The following is a 14,398-nucleotide window of genomic DNA, read 5'->3' on the forward strand; positions in this document are numbered from 1 at the left end:
GCCTACGGGTGCAGTTGGTGTTCCCCCTCTCCCTGCGGGAGAGGGCCGGGGTGAGGGCACCAGACCGCCCCACCGCCACCCGGCTTCGTTTTATTTGTTTTTCGCTTCCAGCGTCGCGAACCACGGGGCGATAAAGTCTTCCGTCTGGCCCCAGCCCGGAATGATTTTCCCCAGCGAGGCCACGTTCACCGCCCCCGGCTGGGCCGCCAGCAGCGCCTGCGGGATCGCCGCCGCCTTGAAGTCGTAGGTGGCTGGCGTCGGCTCGCCGGCAATCTTATTAGCGATCAGCCGCACGTTGGTCGCGCCGATAAGCTTCGGATCCACCGCCACGCTCACTTTCCACGGGCTGCCAGCTTCGCGCATCAGCTGCAGATCCTGGTTGGAAATATCAATGCTGTAGAGTTTGATCTCGGTGCGGCCGTTCTCTTTCAGCGCTTTATAGGCCCCCTGGCTAAAGGCATCCCAGGTGCCCCAGATAGCGTCGATTTTCCCTTTCGGATACTTGGCGAGGATCGCCCCCACCTTGTTAGCGGTGTCGCCCTGCACATCGGATGAAACGGCGCCGATCGACTCCAGCTCTTTAATTCCCGGATTTTGCTTCAGCAGTGTCTGGTAAGCCGCCTGACGGCGCTCCATCGGCGGGAAGCCCGCCACCCACAGCTTGACGATGTTGGCCTTGCCGTTGAAGTCTTTCACCAGCTGGCCAAAGGAGAGCTCGGTCAGTGAGGCGTCATCCTGCTGGCTGACCGTCACTCCCGGGATCTCACCGCTCACTGCAGTATCGAACACCGCCACTTTAATCCCGGCGTCCACCGCCTTCTTCACCAGGGCCGTCGAATAGGGGTCACGCCCCTGGGAGAGAATAATGCCGTCATATTTCTGGCTGATCGCCTGGTTGACGAAGTCCTGGAACTTGGCGTCATCGCCGTTGCTCAGGAAGGTGCTGATTTTGAAACCGAGCTTTTTGCCTTCCTGCAGCGCCCCGGCGACAAACTGGGTGGTGTTATCGTCAGACCCCAGGTTGCGGATCACGGCAATGCGGATCGGGCCGTTGTGTTCGGCAATGGCCGCCGGCACCGGCGTCGGGGCGGTGGCCAGCGCCGCCGTCGACTGCAGCAGACCCAGCGTAATGAGAGAGAGTGCGATCTTTTTCATGCGGTTTACCCTGTAAAATGTTAAGTACGGCGCTGAAAATAGGTCAGTGCCAGCGCGCCAGCCAGTACCAGCCCTTTAATAATGTCCATCGCGTAATACGGCACCGAGAGCATCACCAGGCCGTTGGAGAGCACGCCGAGGATCACCGCCCCCACCAGCGTCCCCAGGGCGTTCGGTTTCCCGGAACCGGCCAGCGAAAAGCCGATCCAGGCCGCCGCCACCGCGTCCATCAAATAGCCGCCGCCGGCATTAACCTGCGAGGATCCGATACGCGAGGCCAGCAGAATGCCGCCCAGCCCGGCCAGCAGCGAAGCAATCACATACGCCGCCACTTTATAACGCGTGATCCGCAGGCCGGAGAGCCGCGCCGCCTCCGGGTTGCCGCCGATGGCGTACATCCGCCGGCCGTGGGTGGTGAACGACAGCGCCAGCTGGGCGATCAGCGTTACCACCAGCATGATGATGACGATAGTCGGCACCTGGCCCAGCGCGCCAAACGCCGCCGGGATGGTGCCTTCCGCCATCTCGCCGCTCGGCAGCACCATGTTTTCGGTAATCGACCCGCCGTAGCTGTAGGTCATCGCCACCCCCTGAATCACAAACAGGCTGGCCAGGGTGGCGAGCATGTCGGGGATGCGCAGCACCACGATCAGAAAGGCGTTAAACAGTCCTACCAGAGTGCAGAGCACGAGGGTGATCAGGATTGCTTCGGTGGTCCCCAGGCCATGCCAGACGAACAGGGAGATCACCAGGGCGTTGGCCAGCGATGCCGTCGATCCGACGGACAGATCGAAGCCGCCGATGGTGAGGGAAATCGACACCCCAATGGCAATCACCGTCACGATGGCAATCGAGCGCAGAATGTTGATGATGTTGAACGGGTCAAGGAAATTGTCCGAGGCGAGGCCAAAGACCGCCACCAGCAGCACCACGGTCAGCAACATGCCCCACTTATAGAGAAAATCAAAAAATCGCTGACGGCCCGATACCGTCGCGTTCACTGCCAGGGCCTTGCTCACGCTGCCGCTCCTCCGGTTGAATAATAAAGCAGTGTCTCTTCCCGGGCTTCCGCGCCGGGGATCTCCGCCACGATCCGTCCGTCCCACAGTACGCAGATGCGGTCGCATAAACCGACCAGCTCGGCGAATTCACCCGAGGCATAAATCACCCCTTTGCCTTCCCGTGCCAGACCATCGATCAGCATGAACAGATCGGTTTTCGCTTTCACATCGACACCTTTGGTCGGTTCGTCAAAAATCAAAACATTGGCATGACTGCGCAGCCATTTGCCAATGGCCACTTTCTGCTGATTGCCGCCGGACAGACGGCGCAGCGTCTGACCGGGACCGGTGGCGCGCACGCCGAGGCGGGCAATCACCTCCTCCGCCCAGCGCCAGGCCTGCCGATGGCCGAACAGGCTCCAGCGCGAAAAGCTGTTATCGGCGCTGACCGCCAGGTTCATCGCGATCGGCTCTTCGATGAAAATGCCCTCTTTGCGCCGCTCCTCCGGGACCAGCGCCAGGCCGCGCCCTACCGAATCGGCCGGATCGCGCGGCCGCCACGGCTGGCCGTTCAGCTCGCCGCGCTGTACCCGGCTTTTGCTGGCGCCGAACAGCGCTTTGCACAGCTCAGTTTTGCCCGCGCCGGCCAGCCCAGCGATACCAAGAATTTCCCCCTTGCGCAGGCGCAGCGAGATATCCTGCAGCAGCGCCTCATCGTGCAGCCCTTCTACCTGCAGCAGCACTTCTTCACCGTGCGGCGGTCGCGGCGGCGGGAAGATATCGCTCAGCTCGTGGCCCAGCATCTTTTCGACAATCTGTTCCCCGCTCAGCGGCGCCATCGGGCCGCTCTCAATCAGCCGCCCGTCACGCAGCACCGTCAGGGTGTCGCAGATCGCCTTCAGCTCGTGAATACGGTGCGAAATAAACACCACCCCGATCCCCTGCTGCTGCAGACGGCGCACCACCGCAAACAGGCGTTCGCTTTCATGCTGATCCAGCGGCGCGGTGGGTTCATCCAGAATCAAAAAGCGGCAATGGTGCGACAGGGCGCGGGCCAGCAGGATCTGCTGTTTTTCGGCGAGCGTGCAGCTGTCAATAGAGCGCCTGACGTCCAGCGCCACGTCCAGCTGCGCCAGCGCCTCGCGCGCCAGCTGCCGAACCCGCGACCAGCGGAAGGTCGTCCCCGGCTCCGCCAGCCTGTCCAGCATGATGTTTTCGGCAATGCTCAGGCCCGGCACCAGCGCCACGTCCACCTCCTGCTGCACCAGGTGGATCCCCAGCTGTTTGGCATCCCGCGGCGAACGAATGGTGACCGGCTGGTTGTTGATCGTCACCTCGCCTTCATAGTGGGCGTGGGTGCCGCACAGCACGGCCATCAGCGTCGACTTACCCGCGCCGTTGGCGCCGGTCAGGGCATGCACCGACCCGCCATAAAGGGTGAAGGCCACCTTGTTCAGCGCCTGAAAGCCGGAGAAGGCCAGGCTAATGTTATGCATCTCAAGGCGATTCGCGCTCATCACTGCTCCCGTGCGGCAATTAATCTTCTGATTTAACGAATTTTTCATAGCCGCCGCTGGCTGACAACTGCGTAAAAAGCATAAGATACAACGAAATAATATTAGCCATCTGGATGTCCAGACATAACATCAGGTTAGCCCAACACCAATAAGGACAGCACCCATGAGCAACAGCGATATCCGCGTCGTGCCCGGCCCGGCCAACTATTACTCCCATTCTGGCAGCCTTGAGCGGCTGAGCGATTTTTTTAACGCCGACCAGTTGTCGCGGGCGGTGTGGGTCTATGGCGAGCGCGCCCTGGCCGGCGCCGAGCCTTTTCTGCCGGCGGCCTTCCACCTGCCGGAAGCGAAAAAGATCCGCTTTACCGGCCACTGCAGCGAACGCGACGTGGCGGGGCTGGTACAGGCCTCAGGTGACGATCGGGCGGTAGTGATTGGCGTCGGCGGCGGCGCGCTGCTCGACAGCGCGAAAGTGCTGGCCCGCCGCCTGGGGGTTCCGCTGGTGACCATCCCGACCATCGCCGCCACCTGCGCGGCGTGGACGCCGCTGTCGGTGTGGTACAGCGACGCCGGACAGGCGCTGAATTTTGAGATGTTCGATGACGCGAATTTCCTGGTGCTGGTCGAGCCGCGCATCATTCTCAACGCCCCGGCGGAGTACCTGCTGGCGGGCATTGGCGACACCTTAGCCAAATGGTATGAGGCCGTGGTACTCGCGCCGCAGCCGGAGGCTCTGCCGCTCACCGTGCGGCTGGGGATTAACGGCGCGCTGGCGATCCGCGACGTGCTGCTGGACAGCAGCGAAACGGCGCTGGCGGACCAGCGCCGCGGCGAGCTGACCCAGGCGTTTCGCGATGTGGTGGATGCAGTTATCGCCGGCGGCGGGATGGTTGGCGGGCTGGGGGAACGCTACACCCGGGTCGCCGCCGCCCATGCGGTGCACAACGGGCTGACGGTGCTGCCGCAGACGGATAAATTCCTCCATGGCACCAAGGTGGCCTACGGCATTCTGGTGCAAAGCGCCCTGCTCGGTCAGGATGAGGTATTGGCGCAGCTGGTGCAGGCCTGGCAGCGCTTTAACCTGCCGGCGACGCTGGCGGCGTTGGAGGTTGATATCAATAACCGCGCAGAGCTTGACCGGGTCATTGCTCATACCCTGCGCCCGGGCGAGTCGATTCATTATTTACCGGTGACCTTAACCCCTGGGGTTCTGCGCGCGGCGTTTGAGAAGGTGGAATACTTCAGCCGTTAATCACCCCGACCGTCTATACCTAATGATGATGCTCACCACTCTCGCAACGAGGTCATCATGCAGATCGATTTAACAGGTAAGAAGGCGCTGGTTACCGGCGCCAGCCGTGGATTGGGGCGCGCTATCGCGCTGTCGCTGGCGCGCGCCGGCGCCGATGTGGTTATAACGTATGAAAAATCGGCCGATAAAGCCCAGGCGGTCGCCGAGGAAATAAAGGCGCTGGGTAGGCACGGTGAAGCGGTGCAGGCCGACAGCGCCAGCGCGCAGGCGATACAGGATGCTGTGACCCATGCGGCGCGGTCCCTCGGCGGGCTGGATATTCTGGTCAACAACGCCGGGATCGCGCGCGGCGGCCCGCTGGAGTCCATGACGCTGGCGGACATTGACGCGCTTATTAACGTCAATATTCGTGGGGTGGTTATCGCTATCCAGGAGGCGCTGGTGCATATGTCCGACGGCGGCCGCATCATCAACATCGGCAGCTGTCTGGCTAACCGCGTGGCGCAGCCGGGCATCGCGGTTTACTCAATGACCAAGTCCGCTCTCAACTCCCTGACCCGCGGCCTGGCGCGCGATTTAGGCCCCCGCGGTATCACCGTTAACCTCGTCCATCCCGGCCCGACCAACAGCGATATGAACCCGGAAGACGGCGAGCAGGCCGATGCTCAGCGTCAACTTATTGCGTTAGGCCACTACGGCCAGCCGGAAGACATCGCCGCGGCGGTCACCTTCCTCGCCAGCCCGGCCGCCGGGCAGATCTCCGGCACCGGTCTCGATGTGGACGGTGGTTTGAACGCCTGATCGCACATTTCCTGCAAGCCTCTGTCGTCCGGCAGAGGCCTTCCCGAGCACCCTCGACGGTTCCCGTTTTGCCGCTTTCTCCCGGTTTTTCTCCGCTCTACAGTAACCCATTAGAAATTCGGAATTTATCTAATAGTCTTATTATTTCCTTATGTTCTGTGTGGGCGTACAGTGGAGGTACGGATGAAGATTGTCTGGTCAAAAACAGCAGAGAAGCAATTTTCTAAAATCGATACGCGATATCAGAACCGCATTAAATTCAGGCTGGAGAAGATGGATGATAAAACATCACCTGTCGCGGATATCAAGAAATTATCTTCTCCCGAAAACCACTACAGGTTGCGATTAGGTGATTACAGGGTCATTTACACCTTCGGAGACCCGCCGGGTGATACCTGTTACGTAGTGGCGGTAAAACGCCGGACAACCACCACCTACCTTCATGAGGAGCATACGGAATATGACTATTCAGTTCATCAAGGATGAAGAAGGAAAAAAACAGTATGTTGTCATTCCCTACGGTGAATATTTTCGCATGCGTTTAGCCATGCTTGAGTATGATGACGATGATGAAAACGACTGGGAAGACATCCCTTACGAATCAGATATCTACGATAACGTAGGTTTACCGGGTGAAGTGTGCGACATCATGCATAGCGAGAACGTCAGCCTGCAGGCCGCGTGGCGTATCCTGCGTGGGTTATCCCAGCAGGAGGTGGCCGACAAACTGGGCATCAGCCAGTCCGCCGTGTCACAGCTGGAAGCGCTGGACTCCCGGCCGCAGAAGCGCACCCGCGAAAAGCTGGCGGCGCTCTACGGCTGTAAGCAGGAGCAGATCAGCCTCTATCTGCCGAAAGAGGGTTAACAGCACTTCGCCCCGCCCTTGCCGCCGTAGCGAGCGTCCTGGCGTTCGCGGAAAAATTCTTCCCAGGTCATTGGCGTCTGATCCGGATGGTTGACGCGCATGTGCTCGACGTAGTTGTCGTAATCCGGCACGCCGATCATCATTTTGGCGGCCTGGCCCAGGTACTTACCTGCTTTGGAAAGGGTGTCAAACATAAGTCATTTCTCTTTTGTTTCCCTCACCCCGAGCCTCTGCCAAAGGGAGAGGGAGGATCAGAAAGACAGGCCGGGTAAGGCGAAGCCGCCACCCGGCACACAGGTTAATGCGCCCCTTTCGCCTGGGTCACCATCGCGTCCAGGTTTTCAGGCATTGGCTCATAGGGTGTCTCTTTCGCCGTCGGTTTATTCTCCTTCAGCGCCGCCAGCGCGGTTTTAATCGAGAACAGCGCCAGCACCACCACCACGATCATAAAGAAGATGGTCAGCCCGGCATCGAGACGGTTGTTAAACACCAGCTGCGACAGCTGCGACTCGGTGTACTGCGCCGGAATTTTGCCGCTGTCGATCATCGCCTGGAACTTGTTGGCAATCGCCAGGAAGCCCACTTTATTGTCCGGGCTGAAGGCTTTCTGCCAGCCGGCGGTGAGGGTACAGATCAGCAGCCAGGCCGTCGGCACCAGCGCCACCCACGCATAGCGCTGACGTTTCATCTTGAACAGCACCACTGCGCAGAGCATCAGCGCCATCCCCGCCAGCATCTGGTTGGCGATACCGAACAGCGGCCACAGGGTGTTAATACCGCCCAGCGGATCGACCACCCCCTGATGCAGGAAGTAGCCCCACGCCAGCACGCACAGCGCCGTCGCCAGCAGGTTAGCCGGTAACGAATCAGTACGCTTCAGGTTCGGGGAGATCACACCCAGCAGATCCTGCAGCATAAAGCGCGCCGCACGGGTGCCGGCATCCACCGCCGTCAGGATAAACAGCGCTTCAAACAGAATGGCAAAGTGGTACCAGAACGAGACGTCCATCAGCCCGCCCAGCGCGCCGTGGAGAATGTAGGCCATGCCCACCGCCAGCGTAGGCGCCCCGCCGGCGCGGGAGATGATGGACTGCTCGCCCACCTCATTAGCGATATGCGTCAACGTTTCCGGGGTAATCGCAAAGCCCCAACCGCTCACCACCTGCGCCGCCGACGCCACCACATCGGTGGTTCCCGCCGGCGCCAGCACCGCCATCGGGCTGTTCATCGCGAAGTAGACGCCCGGGTCAATGATACAGGCGGCGACCAGCGCCATAATCGCCACGAAGGATTCCATCAGCATGCCGCCATAGCCGATAAAGCAGGCCTGATTTTCATTCGCCAGCATCTTCGGCGTGGTACCGGAGGCAATCAGGGCGTGGAAGCCCGACACCGCGCCGCAAGCGATAGTGATAAACAGGAACGGGAACAGGTTGCCAGTCCATACCGGGCCAGTACCGTCGATAAATTTGGTCAGCGCCGGCATGGTCAGGGTCGGACGCATAATCAGAATGCCGATCGCCAGACCGACGATAGTGCCGATTTTGAGGAAGGTGGAGAGGTAGTCGCGCGGGGCCAGCAGCAGCCAGACCGGCAGCACCGCGGCGACAAAGCCATAACCCACCAGCATCCAGGTGAGCTGGACGCCGGTAAAGTCAAAGAACGGCGCCCAGGTCGGGCTTTCCGCTACCCAGCCGCCGGAGATAATGGCGAACACCAGGAATATCAGGCCAATCACCGACACTTCGCCAATGCGTCCCGGGCGCAGATAGCGAATATAGATCCCCATAAACAGCGCCAGCGGAATGGTAAAGGCCACGGTATAGGTTCCCCACGGGCTGTGGGTCAGCGCTTTCACCACGATCATCGCCAGCACCGCGAGGATGATCACCATGATCATAAAGGTCGCCACCAGGGCAATCACCCCGGCGGTCGCCCCCATCTCCTCTTTCACCAGTTCGCCCAGCGAACGGCCGTCGCGACGGGTGGAGACGAACAGCACCATAAAGTCCTGCACCGCCCCGGCCAGCACCACGCCGGCGAGGATCCAGATCATCCCCGGCAGATAGCCCATCTGCGCGGCAAGCACCGGGCCCACCAGCGGCCCCGCGCCGGCGATGGCGGCAAAATGGTGTCCGAACAGCACTTTTTTGTCAGTCGGGACATAGTCGAGGCCATCGTTATGCCGCACCGCGGGCGTCATGCGGGTCGAATCGACGCCGAGCACGGTTTTGGCGATATACAGGCCGTAAAAACGATACGCGATCAGATAAACGCAGACTGCCGCGACGACAATCCACAGCGCGTTGATCTGCTCACCCCGGTTTAAAGCAATGTAGCCGAGGGCAAAGGCTCCGATCACGGAGAGCAGTGCCCAGATAAGGTATTTCCCTGAATTATTCATTGTTGTGGTCCACCGGTAGGGTAATCAGGATGTTACATTTTGTTTCTAGATCACAACGCAGAATTTAACAACATCGAAACAGCGCAGATGCCGTCCACCCACAGAGATTTGTCTCACATTGCTAGCGAGATCACTTAAGGCAGGAAAATGAATGAAAGGATTATGCGGGTTGCCAGTCGATGACCGAATCGGTCCAGTTACGCCGTGATTTTGCCGGGTGGCGCTGCGCTGACCCGGCCTACAACGGCATCGATGCTGACTGAAACTGCCGGTGTTGGCGGTCTCAACATCGCTGAGACATTCCCGGAAGGCCGGGGCAGACCGTAGGCCCGCGCAAGCGCAGCGCCGCCGGGCGTCAAAACCGTAGCCCGGCTAAGCGTAGCGCGAGCCGGGGAAACAGCGGCTCCTTAGCCCAGCACCGCGGTGCCCAGACGACAGGTGCAGCAGCGCCGCCCCTTCTCGTCATACACCACAATCTCCCAGCTCTGGCTCTGCCGGCCAAGATGCAGCGGGCGGCACTCGCCGCGCACTTTCCCGCTGGAGACCGCCCGGTGATGGGTGGCGTTCAGCTCGGTGCCCACCACGCACTGCCCCTCTTCGGTCATCAGCCAGCCGGCCATCGACCCCAGCGTCTCCGCCAGCGCCGCTGAGGCCCCGCCGTGCAGCAGGCCAAACGGCTGATGGGTGCGGGCATCCACCGGCATCTCCGCCTCCAGCAACCCCGCCTCCAGCCGGGTGTAGACGATCCCCAGATGCGCCACCAGGGTGTTTTCGCTACTGGCGTTCAGCGCCGCCAGCGTGAGCGATCGTTTCCAGGCCATTTACGCCCCCAGCGTCGAGCCGCCGTCCACCACGATATCCTGCAGGGTGATATGGCTGGCGTGAGAAGAGGCGAGGAACAAAATGGTATTGGCAATCTCCTGCGGCCGGGCAATCTTCCCCAGCGGGATGCCGAGCTTAAACTGCTCGCCGAAACCGCGGATCCGCTGCTGCTCCGCATCGTCGCTGACCCACAGCGTGCGCTGCATATCGGTATCGGTAGAGCCCGGCGACACCAGATTACAGCGCACCCCGCTGCCCGCCAGCTCAAGGCCGACGGTCAGCGCCAGGCTTTTCAGCGCCGCTTTCGAGGCGCCATAGGCGCTCATGCCGATACGCGGCGTGTGCGCGGCATCGGAGGCGACGGTGACGATGGCCCCGCCCCGCTGGCGACGGAACTGGGCCATCGTCTGCTGAAACAGATTAAACGCCCCGCCGACGTTGACCGCGAAGGTCTGCCGCCAGTCTTCCGCGCTCAGCTGGTCGGTGGCGCCCATGCGCAGGATCCCGGCGGCGTTCACCAGCACGTCTAATCGCTCGGTGTTCGCCAACAGGCGGCTGCACACTTCGCGTACCCGGTCGGCATCGGCGATGTCCAGCGTTTCGGTGGCAAACGGGTAGCGTTCGCCGTCAAAGGCGAGGTCGAAACCGGTGACGTTGGCCCCGGCCTCCACAAAAGCCAGCGCGGTGGCATAGCCAATGCCTTTACCGGCGCCGGTCACCCACACGGTCTGGCCGCGAAAATCCAGCGCCGCCATTATTGCACCTCGCGGGAAAGCAGCGCCCACCAGGCGTCGATGGTCGGGTTTTTCGCCAGCATCACGAAGTCGATATCGCCGTGCACTTTGCGCCAGCGGGCGGCGAGGGCCATCATCCGCACCGAATCCAGACCGTAGTCGATCAGGTTTTCATCATCCAGCGGTTCGTCGGATTCGTCGAGCAGCGGCAGGATCAGCGCGCGCAGCGCCGCTTTGCTGGCCGGCAGCGGCAACAGCTCTTCGGTCATCACCACGCGGCCGGAACGGCCGGCGACGTATTTCAGCGCCATCAGGTGCTCTTCGCGGCTGAAGTCCGCCAGCGCGTCGGCGACAAAGAACGGTTTGATATCGCGCATAAAGGCGTCGGTGGCGGTGGTCATGCAGCCGATATGGGCGTAAACGCCGGTGATGATCAGCTGGTCGCGGCCGCTCTCTTTCAGCATCTCTTCAAGCGGCGAGCGATGAAACGCGCTGTAGCGCCATTTCACCAGCACGGTGTCGTCTTCGTCCGGCGCCAGGGCGGCAATCACCTGCTGCTGCTCCGGCGAACGGGTCAGCCCCGGCCCCCACATATCATTCAGCAGGGCGCGGTCTTCATCGCTCTGCTCTTTCGGCTGGGCGGTGTAGTACACCGGAATACCGTTCTGTTTGCAGAAGTCGCGCAGGGCGGCGATATTGGCCACCACTGTTTCCATCATCGCGCTGTTTTCGCCCCAGAAATTGAGAAAGTATTCCTGCATATCATGGATCAGCAGCGCGGCGCGGGAAGGTTCAAAGGCCCAGCTGACTTTGTTCGCCGGAATATCGCTGGCTTCCGGCAGCGCGTAAGCCTGTAATTTAGGGATTGCCATTTTCTGTTCTCCTTCAGCCCAGCTTGCCTTCGGCCAGCCACTGACGTAATTGTTTCTTATCGACTTTGCCCACCGGCGTCAGCGGCAGCGCGGCAACGCACTCCACGCGGTCCGGCAGTTTAAATTCAGCCACCCCCTGCTCGCGCAGGAAGCGGCGCACCGCGACGGCGCGCAGCGGCGAGGTCACCACGAGGTAAGCGCAGCTCTTCTCGCCCAGCAGATTGTCTTCAATGCTGACCAGCGCGGCGTGGATCACCGCCTCATGGCGCAGCAGCAGGTTTTCGATCTCTTCGGCGGCGATCTTCTCGCCGCCGCGGTTGATCTGATCTTTTTCCCGGCCCTGAACGGTGATATACCCGTCTTCATCGATCGAAATCAGATCGCCGGAGCAGTAGAAACCCTCGGCGTCGAAGGCCTCCTCGTTATGCTGCGGGCTGTTGTAGTAGCCGCGGAAGGTGTAGGGCCCGCGGGTCATCAGGCGGCCCACTTCGCCGCGTGGCAGCGGGTTGCCCTCGGCATCTGCCACCCACACTTCATCGTCCGGGCACATCGGGCAGCCCTGGGTATGGATGATCCGCTCAGGACTGTCGTTAAGGCGGGTGTAATTCACCAGCCCCTCCGCCATGCCGAACACCTGCTGCAGCTGGCAGCCGATTTCCGCCGGAATGCGCGCGGCAAGGGTCGCCGACAGGCGCGCGCCGCCGACCTGCAATAGCTGCAGCGATTGCAGTTGCGCGTTGCTGCCCCATTCGTGAATGGCCTGCAGCCACAGGCTGACCGCCGGCGGCACCAGCGAGGCGACGTTGACCTGATGTTTTTCAATCAGCGGGAAACAGAGGGTAGCGCTCGGGTCGGCGGCGAGGATCACCCGTCCGCCGGCGCGGAAAACGCCCAGCGCCCCCGGGGAGCTCATCGCGTAGTTATGCGCCGCCGGCAGCGCGTTGAGGTAGCGCGTCTTAGCGTTAATCCCGCAGATCTCGTTGCTGCGGCGGATACTGTAGTCGTAATCGTTATGGGTACGCGGGATCAGCTTCGGCGTCCCGGTGCTGCCGCCGGAGAGCTGGAAAAAGGCCACTTCGTCGGCAGGGGTTGGGTTGGCGATAAAGTTATCCGCCGGGCGGTTAATCTCCGTCGCCAGATCGCGCTCGCCGCCGTCGTTACGCAGCAGCGCCACGCGCAGGGAAGCATGTTCAGCAATAAACGCATGGAGGAAGCTATCGTCGGCAAACAGCGTGTGCTCGCGGTCGGCGATCAGCAGCGCCGGCTTAATCTGCGCGGCGTAGGCGTTAAGCTCGCTGCGCTGGTGGCTGAACAACGCGTTCACCGGCGCGACGCCGATGCGCAGCAGCGCGAAGAAGGTGATGTAAAACTCGGCGACGTTGCCCAGTTGCACCAGCGCGGTTTCTCCGCGCTTCAGTCCCTGACGCTGCAGAGAGCAGGCAAGGTTGTCCACCCGCTGGTTAAACTGGCGGTAGCTAATGTGTCGATCGCCATCGATAATCGCCACGGCGTCGTTTTCTGCGTGACGGGTGATCAGATTGGTTAACGGCAGATCCTGCCAGTAGCCTTTTTGACGATAGCGGGCCGCGAACTCATCCGGCCAACGGGTAAATGCAATCATCCTTGCCTCTTAATTCAAGCCAAATACGTTAAGCATGGTGGTCAGTTTGACGCCGGTTTCGCGCCATTCGCCCAGCGGCGAGGAGGCCGGAACAATGCCCGCGCCGGCAAACAGGCGCAGCGTACGCTGCTGCAGACGCGCGCAGCGGATGGTCACCACCCATTCGCCGTTGCCTTCATCGTCACACCAGCCGACGATGCCGCCGAACAGCTGACGGTCGAAGGGTTCCAGTTCGGCAATCAGGCGCTTCGCCGCCTGGTGCGGGAAGCCGCTCAGCGCCGGAGTCGGATGCAGCAGGCAGGCCAGCGACATGGCATTTTCTTCCGCCAGCGCCGTGCCTTCGATCGGCGTCGCCAGATGCCAGAGCGTCGGGGTGGTGATCAGCTGCGGCGATGACGGCAGCGACAGCTGGCTGCTGCGCGGGCCCAGCACGCTCTTCATCGCCTGGGTCACCAGCTCGTGCTCATGGCGATCTTTGCCGGACGCCAGCAGCCTGTTGCCCGCTTCGCGGTCCAGCACATCGTCAGGCTGGCGGCGGGCGGAGCCGGCCAGCGGCAGCGAGCTGAAGTGCGCCCCTTCTTTACGCAGCAGTAGCTCCGGGCTGGCGCCCAGCAGCACGCCGCCGTCGGCGAGCGGCACATGGAAGTTAAAGCTGGCGGGGTTCTGAGCGATCAGGCGCTCCATCAGGGCGCCGCTATCGACAGGATCGCGGGTAGTGATATCGATTAGTCGTGATAGCACCACTTTGTCGACTTCCGGGGTGGCGGTCAGCGCGGCGGTGCGTTCCACCATGGCTAGAAACGCGTCCTGCTCCGGGATCTCCCGGCGCTCCACCACCGCCATCGCCTCCAGCGGCGCGGCATAGCGGGCGGAACGCTGTTTTTCCGGTCGCGAGAACGCTTCCCAGCGCTCGGGGATATAAAGCTCGGAAGGCTGACAGGTGTCGAACGGGATGGCCCCGACCATCACCGGCTTGCGGATCCCCGCCGCCCGGGCCTCGGCAAAGGCGGCGGCCATCTGCTGCTGGAACTCGCCGTTCAGCGCATCGCCGCCGACAGCGGGCGCTGAGAGGCGGCGGAAGCAGCCTGAGGTGCTAAAACTGCGGTACGGCGACATAAAGAAGAAGCTGTCCGGCGACAAGGTCCGGGTAGGTTTCTGTACATCCTCAGCCAGTGACGTTTCCATATCATCCTCCAAAAACGATAAATATATTACGAATAATTATCATTTGTATTTTGGTTGGCTAACCTAAAAGGTATTGCCCGCCATGTCAACCGCGTTACGTCATCGCGCCGCCACTTTGGCTTGCATCCTGTCAACGCAAAGTTGAAAATGAGACGCATTTATTACCCTT

At 61.4% G+C, this 14,398-nt stretch carries 14 protein-coding genes; 4 read left to right on the top strand and 10 right to left on the bottom strand.

Annotated elements, in window-relative coordinates; all coding sequences use genetic code 11:
- Positions 1-90: 90 nt before the first annotated feature.
- From ABLU73_RS06350 to ABLU73_RS06360, 3 genes are read right to left on the bottom strand one after another with little or no spacing between them, the layout of a single operon-like run.
- Positions 91-1,155, bottom strand: coding sequence for a sugar ABC transporter substrate-binding protein (locus tag ABLU73_RS06350; RefSeq protein ID WP_004885784.1), 1,065 nt, complete (start codon positions 1,153-1,155; stop codon positions 91-93).
- A gap of 20 nt (positions 1,156-1,175) precedes the next feature.
- Positions 1,176-2,174: an ABC transporter permease gene (locus ABLU73_RS06355; protein ID WP_062914492.1), complete on the bottom strand. Its 999-nt coding sequence runs from the start codon at positions 2,172-2,174 to the stop codon at positions 1,176-1,178.
- The gene (locus ABLU73_RS06360; protein WP_135729766.1) at positions 2,171-3,673 is read right to left on the bottom strand and encodes a sugar ABC transporter ATP-binding protein; all 1,503 of its coding nucleotides are present in this window, start codon (positions 3,671-3,673) and stop codon (positions 2,171-2,173) included. The genes ABLU73_RS06355 and ABLU73_RS06360 overlap by 4 nt, the downstream gene beginning before the upstream one ends.
- Positions 3,674-3,836: 163 nt before the next feature.
- Between ABLU73_RS06360 and ABLU73_RS06365 the strand changes: the two genes are divergently transcribed.
- The 4 genes from ABLU73_RS06365 (at position 3,837) to ABLU73_RS06380 (ending at position 6,591) form a co-directional block, all read left to right on the top strand.
- Entirely contained in the window at positions 3,837-4,925 is a 1,089-nt protein-coding gene (locus ABLU73_RS06365; RefSeq protein WP_264923478.1) for an oxidoreductase, read from the top strand.
- Between the two features lie 57 nt (positions 4,926-4,982).
- Entirely contained in the window at positions 4,983-5,726 is a 744-nt protein-coding gene (locus tag ABLU73_RS06370; RefSeq protein ID WP_004885764.1) for a 3-oxoacyl-ACP reductase family protein, read from the top strand.
- A gap of 183 nt (positions 5,727-5,909) precedes the next feature.
- The gene (locus ABLU73_RS06375) at positions 5,910-6,212 is read left to right on the top strand and encodes a type II toxin-antitoxin system RelE/ParE family toxin (protein WP_017899060.1); all 303 of its coding nucleotides are present in this window, start codon (positions 5,910-5,912) and stop codon (positions 6,210-6,212) included.
- Positions 6,187-6,591 (top strand): helix-turn-helix transcriptional regulator, encoded by a 405-nt coding sequence (locus ABLU73_RS06380; protein WP_004885761.1) that lies wholly within the window; start codon positions 6,187-6,189, stop codon positions 6,589-6,591. Before ABLU73_RS06375 ends, ABLU73_RS06380 begins: the two co-directional genes overlap by 26 nt.
- Here ABLU73_RS06380 and ABLU73_RS06385 read toward each other — a convergent pair.
- The 7 genes from ABLU73_RS06385 to entC form a co-directional block, all read right to left on the bottom strand.
- Complete coding sequence (locus tag ABLU73_RS06385; RefSeq protein ID WP_004885759.1) at positions 6,588-6,785, bottom strand: YbdD/YjiX family protein; 198 nt, start codon at positions 6,783-6,785, stop codon at positions 6,588-6,590. The two genes, ABLU73_RS06380 and ABLU73_RS06385, sit on opposite strands and share 4 nt — an antisense overlap.
- A gap of 104 nt (positions 6,786-6,889) precedes the next feature.
- A complete protein-coding gene (gene cstA, locus ABLU73_RS06390) occupies positions 6,890-8,995 on the bottom strand; it encodes a pyruvate/proton symporter CstA (RefSeq protein WP_004885757.1) in 2,106 nt (701 codons plus the stop codon).
- 407 nt (positions 8,996-9,402) lie between these two features.
- A complete protein-coding gene (gene entH / locus ABLU73_RS06395; protein WP_004885754.1) occupies positions 9,403-9,816 on the bottom strand; it encodes a proofreading thioesterase EntH in 414 nt (137 codons plus the stop codon).
- The gene (entA, locus tag ABLU73_RS06400; RefSeq protein ID WP_087812694.1) at positions 9,817-10,563 is read right to left on the bottom strand and encodes a 2,3-dihydro-2,3-dihydroxybenzoate dehydrogenase EntA; all 747 of its coding nucleotides are present in this window, start codon (positions 10,561-10,563) and stop codon (positions 9,817-9,819) included.
- A gap of 8 nt (positions 10,564-10,571) precedes the next feature.
- On the bottom strand, positions 10,572-11,423 hold the full coding sequence (entB, locus tag ABLU73_RS06405) for an enterobactin biosynthesis bifunctional isochorismatase/aryl carrier protein EntB (RefSeq protein WP_017899057.1): 852 nt from the start codon (positions 11,421-11,423) through the stop codon (positions 10,572-10,574).
- Between the two features lie 13 nt (positions 11,424-11,436).
- Complete coding sequence (gene entE / locus ABLU73_RS06410) at positions 11,437-13,044, bottom strand: (2,3-dihydroxybenzoyl)adenylate synthase EntE (protein WP_348850094.1); 1,608 nt, start codon at positions 13,042-13,044, stop codon at positions 11,437-11,439.
- Between the two features lie 9 nt (positions 13,045-13,053).
- Positions 13,054-14,229, bottom strand: coding sequence for an isochorismate synthase EntC (entC, locus tag ABLU73_RS06415; RefSeq protein ID WP_160124582.1), 1,176 nt, complete (start codon positions 14,227-14,229; stop codon positions 13,054-13,056).
- Positions 14,230-14,398 lie beyond the last annotated feature (169 nt).

The sequence above is a fragment of the Klebsiella sp. GG_Kp175 genome, from assembly GCF_040062325.1.
In the GTDB taxonomy this organism is placed as follows: Bacteria; Pseudomonadota; Gammaproteobacteria; order Enterobacterales; family Enterobacteriaceae; genus Klebsiella; species Klebsiella quasipneumoniae.

Excerpts from the sequence above, each read along its gene's own strand:
- ABLU73_RS06380 (WP_004885761.1), top strand. The coding sequence starts at position 6,187 with ATGACTATTCAGTTCATCAAGGATGAAGAAGGAAAAAAACAGTATGTT.
- ABLU73_RS06350 (WP_004885784.1), bottom strand. The coding sequence starts at position 1,155 with ATGAAAAAGATCGCACTCTCTCTCATTACGCTGGGTCTGCTGCAGTCG.
- cstA (WP_004885757.1), bottom strand. The coding sequence starts at position 8,995 with ATGAATAATTCAGGGAAATACCTTATCTGGGCACTGCTCTCCGTGATC.
- ABLU73_RS06385 (WP_004885759.1), bottom strand. The coding sequence starts at position 6,785 with ATGTTTGACACCCTTTCCAAAGCAGGTAAGTACCTGGGCCAGGCCGCC.
- ABLU73_RS06375 (WP_017899060.1), top strand. The coding sequence starts at position 5,910 with ATGAAGATTGTCTGGTCAAAAACAGCAGAGAAGCAATTTTCTAAAATC.
- ABLU73_RS06365 (WP_264923478.1), top strand. The coding sequence starts at position 3,837 with ATGAGCAACAGCGATATCCGCGTCGTGCCCGGCCCGGCCAACTATTAC.
- ABLU73_RS06360 (WP_135729766.1), bottom strand. The coding sequence starts at position 3,673 with ATGAGCGCGAATCGCCTTGAGATGCATAACATTAGCCTGGCCTTCTCC.
- entE (WP_348850094.1), bottom strand. The coding sequence starts at position 13,044 with ATGATTGCATTTACCCGTTGGCCGGATGAGTTCGCGGCCCGCTATCGT.
- entH (WP_004885754.1), bottom strand. The coding sequence starts at position 9,816 with ATGGCCTGGAAACGATCGCTCACGCTGGCGGCGCTGAACGCCAGTAGC.
- entC (WP_160124582.1), bottom strand. The coding sequence starts at position 14,229 with ATGGAAACGTCACTGGCTGAGGATGTACAGAAACCTACCCGGACCTTG.
- entB (WP_017899057.1), bottom strand. The coding sequence starts at position 11,423 with ATGGCAATCCCTAAATTACAGGCTTACGCGCTGCCGGAAGCCAGCGAT.
- ABLU73_RS06370 (WP_004885764.1), top strand. The coding sequence starts at position 4,983 with ATGCAGATCGATTTAACAGGTAAGAAGGCGCTGGTTACCGGCGCCAGC.